The organism is Nonomuraea sp. NPDC049637, from assembly GCF_040675235.1.
Lineage (GTDB): Bacteria > Actinomycetota > Actinomycetes > Streptosporangiales > Streptosporangiaceae > Nonomuraea.
In genome coordinates, this window is record NZ_JBFAOM010000007.1 from 23,200 (window position 1) to 37,983 (window position 14,784).

The following is a 14,784-nucleotide window of genomic DNA, read 5'->3' on the forward strand; positions in this document are numbered from 1 at the left end:
CCCAGGTCGGATGAGGGGCAGGCCGTCAGCGAAGTGTACGGCCCCGGCCGCGCGCCCCCACGACGCGGCTCGCATGATCCCACAAGAAGCACAACCGTATCATCGTGCCCAACCTTGATCACGGGCGGATGATCATGCCATAATCACGCAAAAAGTCACATATGGCGATATAGCCACTCTTGCCTTCAGCGTCATCCTCAGGATCGGGGCTCCCCCCAATGCCGCCACCCCCCGCGAGCAACCCCAGAACGCTTCCCCTTCACCGAGTGGTCCCGCGGCTGATCAAGGATCCGGTCAGCGAACTGGCGAAAATGGGGACGGAGGCGGACGGGCGGATCGTGCGGCTCGATCTGGGCCCGTTCCGCCCGTACCTGATCTCGCATCCCGACCACGTGCAGCAGATCCTCAAGACCGACGCGGCGAACTTCGTCCGCGAGGGCACGCTCTGGCAGGCCGTGCGCCGGGTGACCGGCCACGGCATCCTCAGCGAGGGCGACACCTGGTCGGTCACCAGGAAGATCCTCCAGCCGCTGTTCACCGTGAAGCACACGGCCTCGCTGGCCGAGGACATGACCGAGCTCATCGACGACTACCTGCGCGCCTTCGACGACCACGCCCGCACGGGCCGGCCGGTGGACGCCGGGCGCGAGATGACCACGATCATCAACCAGGCCGTCGCCCAGGTCCTGTTCGGCGGCCGGATCTCGCGGGAGACGGCCGCGGTGCTGGCCCCCGAGTTCGCCACCTGCGCCACGTCCATCGCCTTCCGGCTGCTCCTGCCGTTCGTGCCGGACTCCGTGCGGCTGCCCGGGGACCGCGCGTTCCTCAGGGCCAAGAAGAAGATCGACGAGATCGTCTACCCGCTGATCGAGCAGGCCGTCGCCGAGACCCCGGACGACGGGGCCACCGACGTGCTGGCCGCCCTGGTCAGGGGCAGGCGCGGCCCGGACGGCGCGGTCGACGTCCACCAGGTGCGGCACGACCTGGTCAGCGTCTACGGCACGGCCACCGAGACCACGGCGATGTCGCTGACCTGGCTCTGGGGCCTCCTGCACGAGCACCCCGAGGTGGCGGCCCGGCTGCGCGCGGAGATCGCCCGCCTCGACGTGGCCGGCCCGGTACGCCCGGCCCAGGTCGCCGAGCTGCCCTACCTGCGCATGGTCCTGCAGGAGCTGCTGCGCATCTACCCGACCGCGTGGATCGTGCCCCGCCAGACGGTGGCCGACACCGAGGTCGGCGGCGTCCGGATCAAGGCGGGCACGCACGTGCTGATCAGCCCGTTCAGCACCCACCGGCTGCCGGAGTTCTGGGACCGGCCGCTGGAGTTCGACCCGGACCGCTGGGCCGACGGCAAGGGCGAGCGGCGGCACCGCTACGCCTTCATCCCCTTCGGCGCGGGCCCGCACATCTGCCTCGGCCAGCACCTGTTCTACGTCGAGGCCCCGCTCGTCGTCGCCAACCTGCTGAGCCGGTACCGGCCGGAGCTGACCAACCCCCAGCCGCTGACGGCCCTGCCCGGCGCCTCGACCCGGCCCAAGGAGAAGCTGATGCTGAGGCTGCACCCGATCGAGCGGACCGCACGCGCGTGACCCCGACGAGCATCGCCGCCGGCGCGGCGGCGGACATCACCGCGCGCGCGGGCGAACTGATCTCCAGCCTCATGCTCCGCCCATGGGGACAGGTCTCCACGTCGGTCTACGAGACGGGCCGGCTGGTCTCCCTCGCCCCCTGGCTGATCGGGCACCGGGAGCGGCTCGACCACCTCCTCACGGCCCAGCACCAGGACGGCTCCTGGGGCGCCCCCGACGGCTACGGGCTCGTGCCGACGCTGAGCGCGACCGAGGCGCTGCTGGCCGCGGCGCGCCGGGGCGACCCCGACGTGGACCACGACGCGGCCGCGCTGGCGGCGGGACGCGGCCGGGACGCCCTCTCGATCCTGCTGTCCGGGTCGTCGTCCGGGGCGCTCAGCCTGCCCGACATGCCGGCCATCGAGCACATCGTCCCCTCGCTGGTGTCCCTCATCAACGGCTACGACGGGCACCCGCCGCTGCCCCTCCCCGCGGGGATGGGCTACCGGAGCCTGGACGCGGTCAGGTCGCTGGTCGCCTCCGGGCAGGACGTCCCGGACAAGTTGCTGCACGCCCTGGAGATCGCGGGAGAGGCCGCCCGGGGCGCGGCCGGGGCGCGTCCGACGGCCATCGGCACGGTCGGCGCCTCGCCCGCCGCGGCCGCCGCCTGGCTGGGCGGCCGGGTCGCGGGCCCGGTCCTGGACCATCTGGAGGCCGTCGTGCGCATCCACGGCGGCCCGGTCCCGGTCGGGCTGCCGATCACCGTGTTCGAGCGCGGCTGGGTGCTGAGCTGGCTGGTCCGCGCGGGGGTGCCGGTCGAGGTGCCGCCGGAGATGATCGCCGACCTGCGGGCGGCGATCGGGCCCGAGGGCACCCCGGCCGGGCCGGGCCTGCCGGCCGACGCCGACACCACCTCCGTCGCGTTGTACGCGCTGGCGCTGCTGGGCTCGCCGTACGAGCCGGACTGCCTGTGGCACTTCCACGACGGCGCCCACTTCGCCACCTGGCCCGGCGAGCAGGGCGTGTCGATCAGCGTGAACGCGCACGTGCTGGACGCCTTCGGCCAGTACGCCGCCCGCCGCCCCGACGCCGCGCCGCGCTACGGCGAGGCGATCGCCGGCCTGTCCGCCTGGCTGCGCGACCGGCAGGACCCGGACGGGTTCTGGACCGACAGGTGGCACGCCTCGCCGTACTACGCGACCGTGAGCTGCGCGCTCGCGCTGGCCGACTTCGGCGGCCCGGAGTCGGCGCGGGCGGTGGCGGCGGCCGTCCGCCGGGTCCTGGACACGCAGCGTCCCGACGGCTCGTGGGGCCGCTGGACGGGCACCAGGGAGGAGACGTCGTACGCGATGCAGACCCTGCTGCTGACGCCGGGCCGCGCCGAGCCCCGGCGGCGGGCGGCCGTGGAACGGGGGCTGGCGTACCTGACGCGCGCGGCGGGCGAGCGGCACGTACCCCTCTGGCATGACAAGGACCTGTACGTGCCGGTCGCGGTGGTGAGGTCGGCCGAGCTCGCCGCGGCCCACCTCGCGCGTTCCGCCTAGCCGCCGTGCGCCCCGGCGTCCCCCGTCAGCTCGCGGACCGTGTAGGCGTGCGTGTCCCTGGCCAGGTACCAGGCGCCGTTGAAGGACACGCTCCTGCGCTGCCCCTCGGCGATCCCCGCCAGCTCGGGGGGCAGCTCGGCGAGCGCGTCCAGGAAGCGCGCGTTGAGCTCGGCGATGTGGGCGGCGACGCGGGCGACCGCGGCTTCGGTGTCCGTGCCGGCGTGCTCCAGGATGAGGACGGAGTTCGGCTTGCCCTCGCCGCGCTCCCGTTCGAACGTCCTGATGTCGTTGGCCAGCCGCATGCAGGTCGCGCCGAGGTGGGTGGCGGGCAGGACGGCCCGCCAGTGCCGGTCGTGCGCGGGCTCGGGGCCGCGGACGCCGAGGCCGGCCACCCACCACGTCCTGTACATGATCGTCTGGGTGCCGTTGTCGACGTACGTCGCGTAGTCCGGCCACGGTTCGCGGCCTTCGGCCCACACCCGCTCGCGCGCCATGGCCGCGCCCGTCAGGTCGAGCTGCTCGGCCAGGACGGGCGCGTACGCCGCCATGCCGGGGTGGGCGCCGATCCGCGTCCACCAGTCCCGCCAGGCGCTTACGGCCTCGCCTACCGGCCCCTCGCCGGGCTCGGTCGCCTGCCCGCGCAGGACGGCGGACAGCAGGCCGAAGATCCGCACGATGTCGTCCGGGGTCCAGGAGCCGGCGATGTTGTCGGCAATGTCGTCCAGACCGAAAAGGATCGCGGTGAGTGTGCCGAGTTCGGCGACTTCGTCACGCCCCGCTTGCGGAAACGTGGCCGCGGCGGACAGGCAACTGAAGGCCAGCCTGCTCGCGGAGCTGTCGCCGTCGGCGAACAACGCGGAGTAGGGCCGCAGGAATCCCGCCGCCACCGGGACGGCCTCCAAGGCGTTGCCGAGGACCGCGGCCCGGTCGGGTTCGGGCACGCCGGCGAGCTGGTCGGACTGCTTGAGCAGGGTATTTCTGATGCCGAAGTAAGCGGGGGAAGCGGAGTCAGACATCAATAAAGGGTACCCATTTTGCCCGTTTTTGACGACCAGAGTCAAAAATGGGATATAAGTACAGATAGTGCCTAGTGTTGCTTGAGGGACGGTTTGAAACTGCGCTAAAGTTTCGTGATCGACAGCGTCGATATGCCATGACGTGTCCGGATGAGCAAGCGAAATGACTTTCACAGGGTGGGTATAATGGGCTTCCGCAATACGAGCCTGCGGACCAAAGTCACTGCTCTACTGCTCTCCCTCACGGCACTGTGGGCGTTCGCTGCGTGGGTCACCCTGCGCGAGGGTGTCAACCTGCTCTGGGTCTCCCAGGTCGACTCCAGCGTAGTGGGCCCCAGCGAGCCCTTGCTCATCGAGCTCCAGCGGGAGCGCCGGATCTCCGTCGTCAAGCTCAGCGACCTGTCGGGCGGCCCGCGCCGCGACCTGGAGCAGCAGCGCAGGCAGACCGACGGCCTGCTCGCGGCCTTCCGCGAGGCGGCCGGCGGCGGCCTGGTGAGCTGGGCCGTCGACGACGAGGGCAACGCGCGGCTGCAGGAGGTGCTCGCCGGTCTCGGCACGCTCAAGGAGACCCGCAAGGCCATCGACGCGGGCCGGCTGGACAAGCTCCAGGCCACCGCCGCCTACAGCGAGCTGATCGACTCCGTCTTCACCCTCTACGGCTCGCTGGCGACCGTCGACGACAAGACCGTCGCCAAGGACATCCGCACGCTGCTGGCCCTGAACAGGTCCCGCGAGGTGCTCGCGCGTGAGGACGCCCTGCTCGCCGGCGCGCTCGTCCAGGGCCGGATCACGGCCGAGGAGCAGGCGCAGTTCACCCGGACGGTCGGCGCCTGGCGCGTCCTGGCCGAGCAGGCCGGGGACGAGCTGCCCGACTCCGAGCAGGCCGCCTTCGACAAGCTGATGAAGGGCGAGTCGCTGAGCAGGCTCCAGATCATGGAGAACCTGATCGCCGACCGGGGCCCGCAGGCCGGAGCGCTGCCGTTCGGCGCGGCGCAGTGGAAGACCACGGCCGACCGGGCGCTGGCCGACTTCAGCACCCTGGTGCTCGCCGCCGGCGACCGCCTGGTGGACCGGGTCGTGCCCGTCGCGGCCGGGGTCATCGTCCGGCTGGTGCTGGCCGCCGGTCTCGGGCTGGTGGCCGTCGTCGCCTCGATCATCCTGTCCATCACCACCGCCCGCTCCCTGTTCGCCCAGTTGCAGAAGCTGCGCGACGCCGCCCACGAGCTGTCCGACGACCGCCTGCCCGGCATCGTCGAGCGCATCGGCCACGGCGAGGTGGTGGACGTCGCCAAGGAGGCGCCCGCGCTGGAGTTCGGCGACGACGAGATCGGCCAGGTGGGCCAGGCGTTCAACACCGTGCAGCGCACGGCGATCAGCGTCGCGGCCGAGCAGGCGGAGCTGCGCCGCAGCATCCGCGACATCCTGCTCAGTCTCGCCCGCCGCACCCAGGGCCTGGTGCACCGGCAGCTGACCGTCCTCGACGTGATGGAACGCCGGGAGACCGACCCCGAGGAGCTGAAGGAGCTCTTCCGCCTGGACCACCTGGCCATCCGGATGCGGCGCAACGCCGAGAACCTGATCGTCCTGTCCGGTTCGTCCCCTGCCCGTACGTGGCGGCGGGCCGTCCCCATGGTGGACGTCGTGCGCGGCGCGCTGGCCGAGGTCGAGGACTACACCCGGGTCACGCTCATGCCGATGGGCGAGGTGGTGCTCGTCGGCCGGGCCGTCGGTGACGTCATCCACCTGCTGGCCGAGCTGATCGAGAACGCCGTGTCGTTCTCGCCGCCGTACACGAACGTGCAGGTCAGCGGCCAGCTCGTGGCCAACGGGTACGTCATCGAGATCGAGGACCGCGGGCTCGGCATGAAGCCCGAGGACCTGGAGGCGGCCAACGAGCGCATCGCCGACCCGCCCGAGTTCCGCATCTCCGGCACCGCCCGGCTGGGGCTCTACGTGGTCAGCCAGCTCGCCCGGCGGCACGACATCCAGGTCGTGCTGAAGCCCTCCCCGTACGGGGGGACCACGGTCGTGGTGCTGCTGCCGCAGGAGCTCGTCGAGCTCGACCCGGCGCCGCGGCACCCGGAGGGCGACACCCGGCCGAGCCTGCCGCGCCGGACGAGCACCGGAACCACGCTGGCGACGGTCGCGCGGCCCGCCGAGAACGTGCGCACCCTGACCCCGCCGCGTCCCGCCCCCGCCCAGCTCCACGCGGTGGCCACCCCCTTCCCGGCACCAGCACCCTCGCCTTCACCTGAACCAGAACCGCCCGCGGAACCGGAGCAGCAGCCTGTGACCGAGTTCACGCCGTCCGGCCTGCCGTTCCGAGTCCCTCAGGCCAACCTGGCGCCAGCGCTGCGGGACGACACGCCGACGCAGCCCGACTTCGAGGAGGACGATGACGAGCGCTCGCCCGAGGAGATCCGCGCCATGATGGGATCCCTGCAGTCAGGCACCCGTCTTGGCCGCACGGAGGCGGCCAGGCTGATGGAAGAGCAGCCGGGAGGCGAGGCATGAGCGCCGCGGCCCGGCTCCCGACGGGAGGCCCGACATGACGCCCACCGCGGGCACCGACCTCAACTGGCTGCTCGACGACCTGATCGGCCGGATCAAGGAGGCCGAGCACGCCATCGTGCTGTCCTCCGACGGCCTGCTCATGGCCTCGTCGGCCGGTCTGCAGCGCACCGACGGGGAGCACCTGTCGGCCGTCGCCTCCGGCCTGCAGAGCCTGGCCAAGGGCGTCGCCGACCACATCGCCGCCGGCGCGGTGCGGCAGACGGTCGTGGAGTGGAAGTCGCAGTTCCTGATCGTGACGACCGCCGGCGAACGCGCCTGCCTGGCCGTGCTGTGCGCCCAGAACGCCGACATCGGGCTGGTGGCCTACGAGATGGCGATGCTGGTGGCGCGGGTCGGCCAGTACCTCACCTCCGGCGCGCGCAACGCCGAGGCCGTGGCCAGGAGCGACCGGTGAGCACCACGGGTGAGTCCACGGACGAGCACTGGATCGATCCGGAGATCATCCGGCCCTACGTCGTCACGCGCGGGCGGACCCAGCCCGCGCACGGCAAGTTCGACCTCATCTCCATGGCGCTGGCGGTGGGTCCGCCGCCGGGCCCCGACGCCGGGCTGGACCCCGAACACCTGCGCATCCTCCAGCTCTGCCGCGAACCCAAGTCCGTCGCCGAGATAGCCGCGCACCTCAACCTGCCGGCCGGCACGATCCGCGTGCTGCTCGGCGACCTGTTCGACCGCGAACTCGTCTCTGCCCAGGAACCGCAATCCGAGGTGGACATGCATGACATGAAGATGTACAGGGCGGTGCTCGATGGTCTTCGCTCGCTCTGAGCGCCCGCGCCTCCCGACGGCGATCAAGATCCTGATCGCCGGAGGGTTCGGGGCGGGCAAGACGACGATGGTCGGAGCCGTGTCCGAGACCCGGCCGTTGCGCACCGAGGAGGTGCTGACCGACCGCAGCGTGGGCGTCGACGACCTGACCTCCGTGGAGGCCAAGCGCACCACCACGGTGGCCATGGACTTCGGGCGCATCACCCTGGGCACCGACTACGTCCTGTACCTGTTCGGCACCCCCGGGCAGGAACGCTTCTGGTTCGTGTGGGACGAGCTGGCCGAGGGCTCCCTGGGGGCCGTCATCCTGGCCGACACCCGCCGCCTGGCCGACTGCTTCCCCTCGGTCGACTACTTCGAGCGGCGCGGGACGCCGTTCGTCGTGGCGGTCAACTGCTTCGAGGGGTCGCCGACGTTCGAGCTTGACGAGGTGCGGCTGGCGCTGCAGCTCAACCCGTCGATCCCGATCGTGATGTGCGACGCGCGCAAGCGGGACTCCAGCCGCGAGGTGCTGATCACTCTGGTCAAGCACTCGGCCCGGCTGCGCGCGGAGCCGGTCGGAAGCTGATTCGCCCGCCTTCCGGGCCGGTGCCGCACCGGGCCGGCCCGGAGGGCGGCGCGACTCATCTGCCGCCCGAGGTGGCGATGCCCTTGACGAAGTGCTTCTGGCCGAGGAAGAACAGCACGATCATCGGGATCGTGGTGAGCACGCCGGCGGTCATGACGATCTCCCAGTGCCACTCGCCGCCGAACCCGTACTGGTCGAGCAGGGCCTTCAGGCCGCGCGGGACGGTGAAGGTGCCGGAGTCGCGCAGGTAGATCAGCGGCCGCATCAGGTCCGTCCAGGCCATCTGGAACTCGAACAGCAGCGTCACCACGACGGCGGGCCGGCACAGCGGCAGCGCGATCCTGGAGAAGATTGTCCAGTTGTCCGCCCCGTCGATCCTGGCCGCCTCGAACGGCTCGCGCGGCAGCGTGAGGAAGAACTGCCGCAGCAGGAAGATGTAGAAGGCGCTGCCGAACAGGTTCTGGGCCCACAGGGGCGTGAGGGTGCCCACCATGCCGAGGGAGTTCCAGATGAGGAACACCGGGATCATGGTGACCGCTCCGGGCAGCATCATCGTGGCCAGCACGAGCCCGAACAGCGGCCCTCTGGCGGGGAAGCGGAAGTAGGCGAACCCCCAGGCCACCATGGCGCTGCTGAACGTGACCGCGACCGCCGCCAGTACGGTGACCAGCAGCGTGTTGGCCATCCAGAGCGCGAGCGGCGCCTCCTGCCAGACCTTGATGTAGTTGTCGAAGGTGAAGGTCTCGGGCAGCAGCCGGTTGTCGAACACCTCGCCGCGCGGCTTGAACGAGGCGCTCAGCAGCCACACGAACGGGTAGATGAACACGCCGGCGAACGCGGTCAGCGCCGTGAACGCGGCGACGCGCCGCAGGCGTCTCACGGCTGTCCCCCTTCGTAGTGCACGTACCGCCTGGTCACCAGGATCTGCACGGCGGTGATCAGCATGATCACGATGAACAGCAGCCAGGCCAGCGCCGAGGCGTACCCCATGTGCAGGAACTCGAAGGCCTGCTGGAACAGGTAGATCACGTAGAACAGGGCGGCGTCGTTGCTGTAAGTCGTGTTGCCCGCGCCGAAGAAGGCCGTGTACGCCTCGGTGAAGGACTGCAGGGCGTTGATGGTGTTCACGATGAACAGGAAGAACAGCGTCGGGCTGATCAGCGGCACGGTGATGCGCAGCGTGCGGCGCCACCAGCCGGCGCCGTCCACCAGCGCGGCGTCGTGCAGCTCCTGGGGGACGCCGCGCAGGGCGGCGAGCAGGATGATCACCGACGAGCCGACGGTCCACAGGTGCATCAGCACCAGGCCCGGCTTGACCCAGTCGGGATCGGTGGTCCAGGCGGGGCCGTCGATCCCCAGCAGGCCGAGCGCGCCGTTGATCAGCCCGTTCTGGCCGTTGAACAACATCAGCAGCAGGATGCCGACCGCCACCGGCGGCGTCATCTTGGGCAGGAAGTAGGCGGTGCGGAAGAACCCGGTGGCCCGCGCCGCCGTGTTGAGCAGCAGGGCGAGCCCGAGCGCGACGACGATGTGGGCGGGCACGGACAGCGCGGTGTAGACGAAGGTGTTCCACAGCGCGAGTCCGACCTTCGGGTCGGCGAAGAGCTGCCGGTAGTTGTCGAGGCCGACGAAGTCCGGGTCGTTGATGACGTCGTAGTCGGTCAGCGACAGGTAGGCGCTGTTGACGATCGGCCAGGCGGTGAAGATCAGGAAACCGGCCAGCCACGGGCTGATGAACAGCAGCGCCGCCCGGGTCTCGACGAAGCGCGCGCTGCGGATGCGGGTGCGGGCCATGTCAGTCGGTGCGCTTCGTCCACCCGGCCCACGCCTTGTCGAGTGCGGCCTGGGCGTCCCGCTGGGCCTCGTCGAGCGCCTGCCGGGGCTGCTCCTGGCCGTTCAGCACCCGGTTCACCGCGCCCTGCCAGGCGTCCTTGAACTCCTTGTCGGCCGGGTTGGCCGGCAGGCTGAAGGTGTACTCGCTGGCCTCGTAGAACGCCTTGACGCCCGAGTCCCAGGGCTCGCCGCCCGAGGTGACCATCTTCCGGATCTCCTTGTCGGCCCGCACGTTGCCGGTCAGCACGCCGGTGAACGGCTTGCCCTGGCCCTTGCGCTTGTCCAGCCGGGCGCGGGCGGCGGCCGTCCAGGTGTCCACGAGGGTCATCGTCCTGGCGAAGCGGCAGGCGGCCGCGGCGTTCCCGGCCCCCTTGGGGATGGCCCAGGCCGATCCGGACGAGTAGGCCAGCGGCTCGCCCTGCGGCGTGCGGAAGGCGTCGAAGGCCAGCGACGCCCTGGGCGAGACGTCGTTGAGCACGTTGACGTACCACTGCTCCATGGGCATCGCCCCGAGCCCGTGCTCGGCGAACTGGTTGCCCTTGCCGAAGAAGTCGGCCGCGTCGCGCACCGCCTTGACCTTGGCGAAGCCGCCCTGCGCGGCGTAGATCCCGACGGCGAACTCCAGCGCCTGGACCACCTGCGGGCTGTTGAGCCGCGCGGTGCGCCCGTCGGGCGACAGCAGGTCGGCGCCGTTGGCCTTGGCCCACAAGGGCAGGAACTCGGGCAGCTTGCTGTCGAAGCCGATCACCCGGAGTTTGCCGCCCGGCGCCTTGACCAGCTTCTTCGTCGCCTCGGTGATCTTCTTCCAGTCGGAGCCGTTGACGTCGGCGACGGTGAGCCCCGCCTCCTTGAGCAGGCCGGCGTCGGCCATGACGATCTGGACCTGGTTGAACTCCGGGACGGCCCAGACCTCGCCGCCGAACGTCACCTGGGCCAGGGCGTTCCTGTCGTACATCGAGGTGTCGATCCGCTCGCCCTTGACGCAGGCGGTGAGCGGGACGATCGCACCGCGGGAGGCGAAGGTGCCGATCTGGTCGCGATTGGCGTAGACGAGGTCGGGCGGGTCGCCGGCCGCCACCGAGGACAGGAACTGCTGGATGTCGAGGTCGCCCTCGACGAGCTTGACGTCCGCCCCGCCGAGCGCGGCCTCGGCCTTGTCCAGGCGGGTGGCGCCGATCTCGTCGCCGGCGCCGAACCCCATGACGGTCAGGGTGCCCGTGAACGTGGCGGCCGGGTCGTACCGGCTCGGTTGCTGGGCGGCGGCCGTCCCGCCCCCGGTCCCCCTGGCGCACCCGGCGAGGGCCAGAGCCAGGGAGAGGGTGAGCGCCGGCCAGCGGACGACGGGGGATCTCATGGGGGATCTCATGGGTTTCGCCCTCCACACTGTCAAGGCGGCGCGGGGCGGTGTGGCCGCGTTCGTCTGCCTGAGAACGCACCGGTGTCGCCGAGATCGCGTCGACCACTCATGTCACTGGGTTCTCGCTGCCGGTCAGGGGTGACAGCGGAGCCCGGGACCGCTTCCCCTGCCGGGCACCCGTAAACGGGGCCCGGCCTGTGGCAGGCCGGGCCCCGTCACGCAGGGAGAGCGAGGGTCAGTGCTCGGCGGCCTTCTCGGCGCCCACGCCGGTCAGCGAGCGCACCTCGATCTCGGCGTACTTGGCGGCGTTGTACTCCTTGCTGAGGATCGTGCCCAGCCAGCCGAACAGGAAGCCGAGCGGGATGGAGACGATGCCGGGGTTGCTCAGCGGGAACCAGTGGAAGTCCACGCCGTGGATCAGCGCGGTCACCGCGGCGCCGGGGGGCGGCGGCGGGGCCGAGACCACCGGCGAGAAGATCACCAGGATCAGCGCCGAGCCGAGGCCGCCGTAGATGGCCGCGACCGCGCCCGCCGTGTTGAACCTCTTCCAGAACAGGCTGTAGAGGATCGCCGGCAGGTTGCCCGAGGCCGCGATGGCGAAGGCCAGGGCGACCAGGAACGCGACGTTCTGGCCCTGGGCGAGGATGCCGAGGCCGATCGCGATGGCGCCGATCACCAGGGCCGAGACGCGGGCCACCACGACCTCCTGCCGCTCGCTGGCGCCGCCGCGCTTGAAGACGTGCGCGTACAGGTCGTGGGCGAAGCTGGAGGAGGAGGCGAGGGTCAGGCCGGCGACGACGGCCAGGATCGTGGCGAAGGCCACGGCGCCGATGAGCGCGAGCAGGATCGTGCCGCCGACGTCGCCGAAGATCTGCGCGCCGATCCGCTCGGCGAGCAGCGGGGCGGCGGTGTTGGCCGCCTTGTCGGCCTTGAGGATGTCGGTCTTGCCGACGATGGCCGCCGCGCCGAAGCCGAGCACCAGGGTCAGCAGGTAGAACACGCCGATGATGCCGATGCCCCACAGGACCGACTTGCGGGCGTCCTTGGCGGTGGGGACGGTGTAGAAGCGGATGAGGATGTGCGGCAGGCCCGCCGTGCCGAGCACCAGCGCGAGACCGAGGCTGATCAGGTCGATCTTGCCCGCGAGCCCCTGGGCGTCGGTGCCGTACTTCAGGCCGGGGATGAGGAAGTTGCCGGGGTTGGCCTTCGGGCCGCTGGTGGCGGCGGCCTGGCCGAGCAGGGACGACAGGTTGAAGCCGTACTTGCCCAGCACCAGTAGCGTCACCAGCGCGGCGCCGGTCATCAGCAGCACGGCCTTGACGATCTGGACCCAGGTGGTGCCCTTCATGCCGCCGAACACCACGTAGACGATCATCAGCGCGCCGACGCCGATGATCGTCCAGACCTTGCCGGCCTCGCTGGTGATGCCGAGCAGCAGGCCGACCAGCGCACCCGCGCCGACCATCTGGGCCAGCAGGTAGAAGATGCTGACCACGATCGTGGACACGCCCGCCGCCGTGCGCACCGGGCGCGGGCTCATCCGGAACGCCAGCACGTCGGCCATGGTGAACTTGCCGGAGTTCCGCATCAGCTCGGCCACCAGCAGCAACGCCACCAGCCAGGCGACCAGGAACCCGATGGAGTACAGGAACCCGTCGTAGCCGGAGACGGCGATGATGCCGGCGATGCCGAGGAAGGAGGCGGCCGACATGTAGTCGCCGCCGATCGCCAGGCCGTTCTGGACGCCGCTGAAGGACCGGCCGCCCGCGTAGTAGTCGGCGGCGGTCTTGGTCTGGCGGCTGGCCCAGAACGTGATGGCCAGGGTGCCGGCGACGAAGGTGAGGAAGAGGATCATCCCCAGCGTCGTGGAACTCACTGCGTCTTCTCCTCGACCTCGTGACGGAGCTTGTCGGCGATCGGGTCGAGCTTCTTCTCGGCGTGCCGCGCGTACGCCCACGCGATGAGGAACGTCGAGACGAACTGCAGCAACCCGAAGATCAGCCCGACGTTGATGTCGCCGAACAACTTGATGCCCATGAAGCCGCGGGCCCAGCCGGACAGCACCACGTACAGCAGGTACCACACCAGGAAGGCCACCGTCATGGGGAAGGTCCAGCGGCGGAAACGCCGCTTCAACTCCTGGAACTCACTGCTCTCCTGCACCTGTTCATAGACGGACGCGTCATGTTCTCTGGTCGTCACGAGACCTCCACTGTGATGCGGATCACGCTCAACGTAAGAGCGCAACCTACCCGTCGTGGAGAGCCGTGGGGGTGCTGTTCGGCGAGCCGCTCGCGTACCGCGATTAGTTGGGGATGGCCTGCGGTGAAAGGTCTGTTCGGCGCGATGAGCGGTCGGGTATTCCGTTCACCCCGATATCGGACGCGGCGGGCCGGGCAGGGCGCCCAGCGCCTGGTCCAGGTCCTCGATGAGGGTCGCGGCGGGCTCCAGGCCGATCGACAGGCGGGCCAGGCCGACGGGGATGCCCATGGTGGCCCGTACGCTCTCCTCGACGGTCAGGGCGGGGGCGTTGACCAGGCTCTCGAAGCCACCCCAGGACACCCCGATCCTGAAATGTCGCAATTTATCGAGGAAAAGTGCGGCCTGTTGGCGATCGTCCGTGGCGAGCTCGATGCTGAACAGGCTGGAGAAGCCGGACATCTGCCGCAACGCGGTCGCATGGCCCGGATGCGAGGGCAACCCCGGGTGGTTCACCGCCCGTACGGCGGGATGCCCCTCCAGGAACGCCGCCACCGCGAGCCCCCGCTCCTGGTGGGCGGCCATGCGCACGGGCAGCGTGCGCAGCCCCTTGATCACCTTGGCCGCGTCGTGCGGCGACATGGCCGCGCCGTAGAGCTGGTACTCCGTCAGCGCCAGCGGCCGGATCAGCCGCGCCGGGCCGACCACCACGCCGCCGACCAGGTCGCTGTGCCCGCCGACGTATTTGGAGAGCGAGTGCACGACCAGGTCCACGCCCAGCGTCAGCGGTTTCTGGAACAGCGGCGTGGACCAGGTGTTGTCCATCACCGTGACGAGCCCGCGCCCGCGCGCCCAGGCCGCCACCTCGGCGATGTCCACGATCGCGTACGCCATGTAGGAGGGCGACTCGAAGTAGAGTAGGCGGGTACTCGCCCTGATAGCGCTGTCACATCCCGCGAGGTCGTCGACGTGCGTATGCGTGACGCCGTACTTCTCCAGGTAGCGCAGGAACTGCGTGGTCGGCCCGTACACCGCGCCGAGCACCAGCACGTGGTCGCCGGCCGAGACGAGCGAGGAGATCGTCGCCGAGATGGCGCCCATCCCCGAGCCGAAGCACTTGGCCCGCTCACCGCGCTCCAGCGCGGCCAGCTTGCGCTGCGCCACGTCGACGGTCGGGTTGGTGCCGCGGCCGTAGACGTACCGCTCGTCCTCGTCCCGGATCGCGGCGCCGAGCTCGGCCGCCGTCCCGAAGGTGAACAACGAGTTCTCGAACACCGGCGGGTTCACCGCGCCCAGCGTCCACGGCTCGTCCTCGCCCATCCGGCCGCAGATCCATTCATCCTCCATGGGGGCAGAC

Annotated in this window: 13 protein-coding genes; 6 read left to right on the forward strand and 7 right to left on the reverse strand. The window is 70.6% G+C overall.

Annotated features, from left to right (window positions below):
• Positions 1 to 218 precede the first annotated feature (218 nt).
• On the forward strand, positions 219 to 1,589 hold the full coding sequence (locus tag AB0J71_RS12155; RefSeq protein ID WP_352324447.1) for a cytochrome P450: 1,371 nt from the start codon (positions 219 to 221) through the stop codon (positions 1,587 to 1,589).
• A complete protein-coding gene (locus tag AB0J71_RS12160) occupies positions 1,586 to 3,112 on the forward strand; it encodes a prenyltransferase/squalene oxidase repeat-containing protein (RefSeq protein WP_364414033.1) in 1,527 nt (508 codons plus the stop codon). The genes AB0J71_RS12155 and AB0J71_RS12160 overlap by 4 nt, the downstream gene beginning before the upstream one ends.
• On the opposite strand, the gene AB0J71_RS12165 is transcribed toward AB0J71_RS12160, so the two are convergent.
• Complete coding sequence (locus AB0J71_RS12165; RefSeq protein ID WP_364414035.1) at positions 3,109 to 4,128, reverse strand: terpene synthase family protein; 1,020 nt, start codon at positions 4,126 to 4,128, stop codon at positions 3,109 to 3,111. The genes AB0J71_RS12160 and AB0J71_RS12165 overlap by 4 nt on opposite strands.
• A gap of 186 nt (positions 4,129 to 4,314) precedes the next feature.
• On the opposite strand from AB0J71_RS12165, the gene AB0J71_RS12170 reads away from it, so the two are divergent.
• From AB0J71_RS12170 to AB0J71_RS12185, 4 genes are read left to right on the forward strand one after another with little or no spacing between them, the layout of a single operon-like run.
• The gene (locus AB0J71_RS12170; RefSeq protein ID WP_352324450.1) at positions 4,315 to 6,642 is read left to right on the forward strand and encodes a nitrate- and nitrite sensing domain-containing protein; all 2,328 of its coding nucleotides are present in this window, start codon (positions 4,315 to 4,317) and stop codon (positions 6,640 to 6,642) included.
• A gap of 34 nt (positions 6,643 to 6,676) precedes the next feature.
• Entirely contained in the window at positions 6,677 to 7,096 is a 420-nt protein-coding gene (locus tag AB0J71_RS12175) for a roadblock/LC7 domain-containing protein (protein ID WP_352324451.1), read from the forward strand.
• Positions 7,093 to 7,470, forward strand: a complete 378-nt coding sequence (locus tag AB0J71_RS12180) for a DUF742 domain-containing protein (RefSeq protein WP_352324452.1) — start codon at positions 7,093 to 7,095, stop codon at positions 7,468 to 7,470. Before AB0J71_RS12175 ends, AB0J71_RS12180 begins: the two co-directional genes overlap by 4 nt.
• Positions 7,451 to 8,038, forward strand: a complete 588-nt coding sequence (locus AB0J71_RS12185) for an ATP/GTP-binding protein (RefSeq protein ID WP_352324453.1) — start codon at positions 7,451 to 7,453, stop codon at positions 8,036 to 8,038. The genes AB0J71_RS12180 and AB0J71_RS12185 overlap by 20 nt, the downstream gene beginning before the upstream one ends.
• Before the next feature lie 55 nt (positions 8,039 to 8,093).
• On the opposite strand, the gene AB0J71_RS12190 is transcribed toward AB0J71_RS12185, so the two are convergent.
• The 6 genes from AB0J71_RS12190 to AB0J71_RS12215 all read right to left on the reverse strand — a co-directional run bounded on the left by AB0J71_RS12190 (position 8,094) and on the right by AB0J71_RS12215 (position 14,774).
• Positions 8,094 to 8,918 (reverse strand): carbohydrate ABC transporter permease, encoded by an 825-nt coding sequence (locus AB0J71_RS12190; RefSeq protein WP_352324454.1) that lies wholly within the window; start codon positions 8,916 to 8,918, stop codon positions 8,094 to 8,096.
• A complete protein-coding gene (locus AB0J71_RS12195; RefSeq protein ID WP_364414037.1) occupies positions 8,915 to 9,832 on the reverse strand; it encodes a sugar ABC transporter permease in 918 nt (305 codons plus the stop codon). The genes AB0J71_RS12190 and AB0J71_RS12195 overlap by 4 nt, the downstream gene beginning before the upstream one ends.
• Before the next feature lies 1 nt (position 9,833).
• Positions 9,834 to 11,225, reverse strand: coding sequence for a hypothetical protein (locus AB0J71_RS12200; RefSeq protein WP_364414039.1), 1,392 nt, complete (start codon positions 11,223 to 11,225; stop codon positions 9,834 to 9,836).
• Positions 11,226 to 11,463: 238 nt separating this feature from the next.
• Complete coding sequence (locus tag AB0J71_RS12205; protein WP_352324470.1) at positions 11,464 to 13,083, reverse strand: cation acetate symporter; 1,620 nt, start codon at positions 13,081 to 13,083, stop codon at positions 11,464 to 11,466.
• Between the two features lie 17 nt (positions 13,084 to 13,100).
• Positions 13,101 to 13,430, reverse strand: a complete 330-nt coding sequence (locus AB0J71_RS12210) for a DUF485 domain-containing protein (RefSeq protein WP_352324458.1) — start codon at positions 13,428 to 13,430, stop codon at positions 13,101 to 13,103.
• A gap of 165 nt (positions 13,431 to 13,595) precedes the next feature.
• Positions 13,596 to 14,774, reverse strand: a complete 1,179-nt coding sequence (locus AB0J71_RS12215; RefSeq protein WP_352324459.1) for an aminotransferase class I/II-fold pyridoxal phosphate-dependent enzyme — start codon at positions 14,772 to 14,774, stop codon at positions 13,596 to 13,598.
• Between the last annotated feature and the right edge of the window lie 10 nt (positions 14,775 to 14,784).

What these genes read in the sequence shown, in the direction of transcription:
- AB0J71_RS12185 (WP_352324453.1), top strand. Translation starts at nt 7,451, where the DNA reads ATGGTCTTCGCTCGCTCTGAGCGCCCGCGCCTCCCGACGGCGATCAAG.
- AB0J71_RS12165 (WP_364414035.1), bottom strand. Translation starts at nt 4,128, where the DNA reads ATGTCTGACTCCGCTTCCCCCGCTTACTTCGGCATCAGAAATACCCTG.
- AB0J71_RS12200 (WP_364414039.1), bottom strand. Translation starts at nt 11,225, where the DNA reads ATGAGATCCCCCGTCGTCCGCTGGCCGGCGCTCACCCTCTCCCTGGCT.
- AB0J71_RS12215 (WP_352324459.1), bottom strand. Translation starts at nt 14,774, where the DNA reads ATGGAGGATGAATGGATCTGCGGCCGGATGGGCGAGGACGAGCCGTGG.
- AB0J71_RS12175 (WP_352324451.1), top strand. Translation starts at nt 6,677, where the DNA reads ATGACGCCCACCGCGGGCACCGACCTCAACTGGCTGCTCGACGACCTG.
- AB0J71_RS12170 (WP_352324450.1), top strand. Translation starts at nt 4,315, where the DNA reads ATGGGCTTCCGCAATACGAGCCTGCGGACCAAAGTCACTGCTCTACTG.
- AB0J71_RS12195 (WP_364414037.1), bottom strand. Translation starts at nt 9,832, where the DNA reads ATGGCCCGCACCCGCATCCGCAGCGCGCGCTTCGTCGAGACCCGGGCG.
- AB0J71_RS12155 (WP_352324447.1), top strand. Translation starts at nt 219, where the DNA reads ATGCCGCCACCCCCCGCGAGCAACCCCAGAACGCTTCCCCTTCACCGA.
- AB0J71_RS12205 (WP_352324470.1), bottom strand. Translation starts at nt 13,083, where the DNA reads ATGATCCTCTTCCTCACCTTCGTCGCCGGCACCCTGGCCATCACGTTC.